8 protein-coding genes are annotated in these 5,569 nt (G+C 63.7%); 4 read left to right on the forward strand and 4 right to left on the reverse strand.

Features of this window, described 5'->3' with window-relative positions; translation table 11 throughout:
* The first annotated feature begins 88 nt into the window (after positions 1–88).
* Entirely contained in the window at positions 89–721 is a 633-nt protein-coding gene (locus EN884_RS23655; protein WP_063169092.1) for a pyridoxamine 5'-phosphate oxidase family protein, read from the forward strand.
* Here EN884_RS23655 and EN884_RS23660 read toward each other — a convergent pair whose 3' ends face one another.
* From EN884_RS23660 to ftsE, 3 genes are all read right to left on the reverse strand, one after another.
* Positions 722–1,447 carry a YdcF family protein gene (locus tag EN884_RS23660; protein WP_024503762.1) on the reverse strand — a complete coding sequence of 242 codons (726 nt, stop codon included), beginning with the start codon at positions 1,445–1,447 and terminating at the stop codon, positions 722–724.
* Between the two features lie 133 nt (positions 1,448–1,580).
* Entirely contained in the window at positions 1,581–2,576 is a 996-nt protein-coding gene (locus EN884_RS23665; RefSeq protein ID WP_013529399.1) for an ABC transporter permease, read from the reverse strand.
* Positions 2,569–3,228 carry a cell division ATP-binding protein FtsE gene (gene ftsE / locus EN884_RS23670; protein WP_010911739.1) on the reverse strand — a complete coding sequence of 220 codons (660 nt, stop codon included), beginning with the start codon at positions 3,226–3,228 and terminating at the stop codon, positions 2,569–2,571. Before ftsE ends, EN884_RS23665 begins: the two co-directional genes overlap by 8 nt.
* 192 nt (positions 3,229–3,420) lie before the next feature.
* Here ftsE and EN884_RS23675 point away from each other — a divergent pair, with 192 nt between their 5' ends.
* The 3 genes from EN884_RS23675 (at position 3,421) to EN884_RS23685 (ending at position 5,235) form a co-directional block, all read left to right on the forward strand.
* Positions 3,421–4,065, forward strand: coding sequence for a hypothetical protein (locus tag EN884_RS23675; protein WP_063169091.1), 645 nt, complete (start codon positions 3,421–3,423; stop codon positions 4,063–4,065).
* Positions 4,066–4,246: 181 nt separating this feature from the next.
* Entirely contained in the window at positions 4,247–4,789 is a 543-nt protein-coding gene (hpt, locus tag EN884_RS23680; RefSeq protein ID WP_013529401.1) for a hypoxanthine phosphoribosyltransferase, read from the forward strand.
* A gap of 74 nt (positions 4,790–4,863) precedes the next feature.
* Complete coding sequence (locus tag EN884_RS23685; RefSeq protein WP_063170346.1) at positions 4,864–5,235, forward strand: response regulator; 372 nt, start codon at positions 4,864–4,866, stop codon at positions 5,233–5,235.
* Here the strand turns inward: EN884_RS23685 and EN884_RS23690 are convergent.
* Positions 5,236–5,569, reverse strand: a 334-nt coding sequence (locus tag EN884_RS23690) for a DMT family transporter (protein ID WP_164895122.1), incomplete at its 5' end; no start/stop codon positions are given.

A 5,569-nucleotide genomic window follows, 5' to 3' on the forward strand; every position in this document is an offset into this window, starting at 1 on the left:
GTATCACTGGCCGCTCGGCCGGCGGCCGGACGACCACCCGACACTGTCGGAGCTCGGACTTTAGCATCTTGCCGCAAGGAAGCTTTCGATGAACGCGCATGCTTTCACCAGCGACGTCGCCTTCACGCCGACCGTCAAGGCGATCCAGGCCCGCAAGGGCTCACGTCAGTCCTACGCCCGCGTCGAGGAGCGTGGCGGCTGGCAGGCCGGCATCACCCCGGACCTTGCCGCCTTCATCGAAATGCAGACCAGCGTCTTCCTGTCGACCGCCAACCGCGAGGGGCAGCCCTATGTCCAGCATCGCGGCGGGCCGGCCGGCTTCGTCAAGGTGCTGGATGAACATACGATCGGCTTCGCGGATTTTTCCGGCAACCGGCAGTTCATCACGCAGGGCAATCTGGCCGACAATCCAAGGGCGTTCCTGTTCCTGATCGACTATATGCACCGCCAGCGCATCAAGCTCTGGGGCACCGCGCGCGTCGTCGAGAACGATGCCGAACTGATGGCGAAGCTGATGCCGCAAGGCTACAGAGCGCGCGCCGAGCAGGTCGTCCTGTTCACGGTCTCGGCCTGGGATGCCAATTGCCCGCAGCATATTCCACAACGGTTCGAGGCAGCCGACGTCGCGGCGGCACTCGGCGAGCGGGACAAGCGTATCGAACGCCTTGAGCAGGAGATCGCACGGCTCAGGGGAAATTCGGGCGCGGCCGCAGGGGAATAATCAGCCGCCGGCCGCGGTTTCGGCCAGCGCGATGCCGTTGGGCGTCGGCTTGACAGGCACGATGCCGCGCGCCAGCGCAAGCAGATATTTGTTGTATTCGGTGAACAGCACGCGCAATGCCCGCGGCTTGGTCAGCCAGCCGCCATTGTCGAGGTTGGAATTGACCACCGGATAGGGCTCGAGCTTGGCGCCATGCAGCAGCCTGCCCATTTCCAGCAGGCTGCGCGGCATATGATAATTGTTGGTGACGAGGATCACCGTGCCATAGGCGTGGCTCTCGACCCATTTGGCGCTTTCCTCGGCATTGCCGATCGTGTCGAGCGCGGCGCGGTCGATGTCGACGCAACAGGAGAACAGATTCTTGTCGCCGCCGGTTGCCGCCTGCAGCTGGCGACGGCTGGCCGAAGGATGCACGCCGCTGATCAGCAGCCGTTCGCCCTTGCCGGACGCCAGCAGATCCATCGCGGCATCGAGGCGGGACTGGCCGCCGGTCAAGACGATGATCGCGTCTGCCCTGGCCGGATTGGCGGGCGTCGTCAGGTGACTGACCTTGTTGGCGAACCAACCGAAACCGCCGGCAAACAAAGTTGCAAGGATGAGGACGGAGAGGGCGGACAGGCGCAGCGTGGCTCTTAGACGGCTCACAGCGCGGCGGTCATGCGAACGTGCAACCACCACTGGCATCTGCCCAGCCGTACCGGTCGAATCCCGCGCGTCCATCGCCATATGGTTAATCCTGAAATGCGGCCTTGGGTAGGTAAAAGACGCACTTTGCGTTACGCGAATTCTCTATTCGTGATCACCCTGTTTTATCCATGTCGTTGTCCCAAAACCGGTTCCCACTTTTGGGCGACATGAATTAGCCTGCATCCGGTTGGCGGACATCGATGTCGCTGAGATAGGCAACGACGGTGGCGTGCGAGGTTGCCGCCGTCAGTCCGCCGATCACCAGCACCATCAAGACGACACCGAGATAGCCTGCCGAACCGATGGCGAAATTGCCGAACAGGGCGGTCGCCTGGTCGGCCTGCGGCGTCGCCATATTGCGCGACGACCACCAGGAAAAGACGATGAACACGAGCACTGCGGCGGCACCGCCGGCCGCCGCTCCCTTCATGCCGGTGACCAGGAAATGCCGGCGGAATTCGCGCGCGATAAAGCGTGCCTCGGCGCCGACGAAATGCAGGACTTCGATGATGTGACCGTTGCCGGCCATGGCGCCGCGCGTCGCGAACACCACCGTCAGCACCGTCGCCGACAGCATCAGCGCCAGCACGGCGATGCCGATGGTCACCGTGGTGCGGGCCATCGCCACCAGCCGGTCGACCCAGGTGCGGTGATCGTCGAGCGATGCGCTCGGCAGTTTCGGGGTGATCGCGGCGCGTATGGCGGCGAAATCGGGCGGGCTGTTCTCGTCGATGGTGACGATGATCAGTCGCGGCACCGGCAATTCGTCGATGTTGAGGCCCGAGCCCAGCCAGGGCTCAAGGAGCCGCGCGGTCGCCTCGCGGTCGATGATCCGGGTCGCCTTGACGCCGGGGAATTCGCCGGCGATCTGCGAGGCCTGGGTAAGGGCTGCTTCCATGTCGAGGCCGTCGACCGGCTTGATCTGGATCGTTGCCTCACGTGAAATCTGGTTCTCCCAGACGGACGCTGTGTCGCGCACCAGCGTCACCGCGCCGAAAGTCAGGCAGGACAGGAAGGTCATGATGGCGATGACCAGCACCAGCGCCCGGCCGGCGATGTTCTGCGCCGGCACGATCGGCGCCATCCTGCGCTGGGCGCGCGGCTTTGCTTCGGTCGCCTCGGCGTCCTGCTCCCTTTCCACAAAATGTTCGGCGGACAGTTCAGTCATAGATGTCCAGCCTTCCCCCGGCCAGGATCATGCGGCGCGCGTCGACCTGCTCCATCAAGCCGAGATCGTGGGTGGCGATCACCACGGCGGTGCCGAGACGGTTGAGTTCGATGAACAGCCGCAGCAGGCGTCGCGCCAGCGGCGGATCGACATTGCCGGTCGGTTCGTCGGCGAGCAGGATTTCCGGCTGCTCGATCAGCGCCCGCGCGATCGCGGCGCGCTGCTTCTCGCCACCGGACAGAACCGGCGGCAGCACATGCATGCGTTCGCCCAGCCCGACCCACTTCAACAGCTCGGTGACATCGGTGCGGTAGCTCGCCTCCTCGCGCCCGCGCACGCGCAGCGGCAGCGCGACGTTCTCATAGGTGGTCATGTGGTCGAGCAGCCGAAAATCCTGGAACACCACGCCGATCCGGCGTCTGAGATGCGGCAGCTCGGTGCGGGAAATGCGGGAGCGATCCTTGCCGAAGATGGTGATCAGCCCGCGCGTCGGCTTCAGCGACATGAACAGCAGGCGCAGCAAGGTCGTCTTGCCGGCGCCCGAAGGCCCGCTGAGGAACTGGAAGGAGCGCTCCGGAATGTGCAGGGAGATGTCGCGGAGGATTTCCGGACCCATGCCATAGCGGAGGCCGACATTTTCGAAGCGAATCAATTTCGACGACCTGAAATTCGGCACGGCAGTGAGCCGGCCTGTTCTGGGTAAAGACCATCGGCCGGCATGGTTAACCGGCGGTTAATTCCTAGGCTCTTTCGACTCGTCACGAGGGCTCCGGTGGGGAAGCGTTAACCATTTGTGTTTACGCAAAAGAAACGAAAAGCGAACACGTGCTGCAATGCTGGGGCCATGATGGCTGACGATCGAACCGCGCGCCCGGTTTCCGGCGAAATCATGACCGATCCGACGGCAATTGCCGCGGCGGACCGGTTCATGCGCGGTTCGGCCGCCGACATCGTCGATGCCGATTACGTGGTGATGCCGCGCCCTGCACCTGCCGTGGAAAGCGTTTCGCCGCTGCCGCGTGCGATCGTGATGCCACCCATCGAGGGCATGGACATGCTGCGCAAGCCCGAAGCCCCGCCGGAGCGGCCGCCAGCCTCGCGCGGCGGGCCGATCTTCTGGATCGCCGGCATCGGCGCTGCCTTGGCCGCCTTCTGGGTTTCCGGCGGGCACGCGCTGGTGCGCCAGGTGCCGTTCCTGTCCAGCGCGCAAGCGTCGGCGCTCAGCATTTCGGGCGTCACGTCACGCGTCGATGCTTCCGGACCGAACCCTGCGCTGTTCGTCGATGGCGAGGCCGCCAATGACGGCGCCAAACCGGCGCAGCTGCCGCCGCTTGAAATCCGGGTGACCGGCAATGACGGGCACATCACCCGCTATACGTTGGGGACATCCGGCCGTTCGCTGGCCTCTGGCGAAAGATTCGGCTTTGCCAGCCGGCTCGACGTGCCTAGAAACGGTGTAAGAACTGTATCGGTCACCTTCGCCGAATAGCGTGTGCTGATATTCAGGTGAGACTGGCCGCAAACGGCGGTTTCCTGCGCTTCCGGTGCTCACGTACTTCAGTACGCTCCGCTCCGGTTCTCGGAAACCACCGTTTTCGACTCAGCCTGACCTGAATCTCAACACGTGCTGGGCGTGAACGCGTTTAGGCAAGAAATCAGCGGGGCGAAAAATGCCAATTGTACGCGGCAAGGACATCGAAGTCCTGTTTTCTGCATCGGCGATCGCGCGGCGCAATCTCGAACTCGCCAAGGAGATTGCCGGACACGACTACCATGACCTCCTGGTGATCTCGGTGCTGAAGGGGTCGTTCATCTTCGCCGCAGATCTCATCCGCGCCATGCACGATGTCGGCCTGTCGCCGGAGGTCGAATTCATCTTCATCTCCAGCTATGGCGCCGGCACCAGCAGCGGCGAGGTGAGGGTGCTGCGCGACATCGACAATGAGGTCGCTGGCCGCGACGTGCTGCTGATCGACGACATTCTCGAATCGGGCAAGACGCTGAGCTTCACCCGCGAGCTGATGCTGTCGCGGGGCGCCAAGAGCTGTTCGATCGCCGTGCTGCTCGACAAGCGCATGCGCCGCCAGACCGAACTCAATGCCGATTATGTCGGCTTCGACTGCCCCGACTATTTCGTCGTCGGCTACGGCATGGATGTAGCCCATGCCTTTCGCGAGTTGCCCTTTGTCGGTGTCGTCAAAGGGGATGCCTGAGCGGCAGCAAAAAGGTTTGCTGATCCTCAGCGCTTTCAGGAAAAGTCAACTTTTGGCGGCCAAATATGCCGGCCATGGCAAAGCTTCTGATCGTCGAGGACGATGAGTCCGTCCGCACCCTGGCCGCCCGCGCGCTTGAACGCGCCGGGCACACAATCGATATCGCGGCGGATGGCGCGCAGGGGCTTGCGCTGATCCAGGCCGCGCGTGGCGGCTATGATCTCGTCGTCTCCGATATCCGCATGCCGGAGATGGACGGCATCGAGATGGCGATAGCGGCGGCGACATTGTTTCCCGCCATCAAGATCGTGCTGATGACCGGCTATGCCGACCAGCGCGAGCGCGCCGAGGAATTGAACGGCATCATCCTCGATGTCGTGCAGAAGCCTTTCACGCTGGCTGAAATCCGCTCGCGCGTCGAACGGGCGCTGATCTGCTTCGCCTGATCAGGCTGGGTCGGCGGCAGCGAGCACAGGTGGAGTACTCTTGCGCCGTTCGGTGCTGAGCGCCAGCAGGCCGGCGCCGATGATCAAGGCGGCACCGATCACGGTCGTCGACCGCGGCACCTCGGCGAAGAACAGGAAACCCCACAGCGGCGACCACAGGATGCCGGTATATTCGAAGGTGGCAACGCGGTTGGCCGGCGCCATCCGGTAAGCCTGCGACAGCAGGATCATGCCGGCGGAGGCGACGAAGCCGCAGGCGGCCATCTTTAGAAAATCCGGCAGCGTCGGCCAAAGCCATGGCCGTACCAGGAATTCCAAGCTGGGGTGGACGGCG

The sequence above is a fragment of the Mesorhizobium sp. M7A.F.Ca.AU.001.01.1.1 genome (genome assembly GCF_004022735.1).
Taxonomy (GTDB): Bacteria; Pseudomonadota; Alphaproteobacteria; order Rhizobiales; family Rhizobiaceae; genus Mesorhizobium; species Mesorhizobium ciceri.

Coding starts and splice junctions, on each gene's coding strand:
- EN884_RS23685 (WP_063170346.1), top strand. CDS start 4,864: ATGGCAAAGCTTCTGATCGTCGAGGACGATGAGTCCGTCCGCACCCTG.
- EN884_RS23675 (WP_063169091.1), top strand. CDS start 3,421: ATGATGGCTGACGATCGAACCGCGCGCCCGGTTTCCGGCGAAATCATG.
- hpt (WP_013529401.1), top strand. CDS start 4,247: ATGCCAATTGTACGCGGCAAGGACATCGAAGTCCTGTTTTCTGCATCG.
- EN884_RS23665 (WP_013529399.1), bottom strand. CDS start 2,576: ATGACTGAACTGTCCGCCGAACATTTTGTGGAAAGGGAGCAGGACGCC.
- EN884_RS23660 (WP_024503762.1), bottom strand. CDS start 1,447: ATGGCGATGGACGCGCGGGATTCGACCGGTACGGCTGGGCAGATGCCA.
- EN884_RS23655 (WP_063169092.1), top strand. CDS start 89: ATGAACGCGCATGCTTTCACCAGCGACGTCGCCTTCACGCCGACCGTC.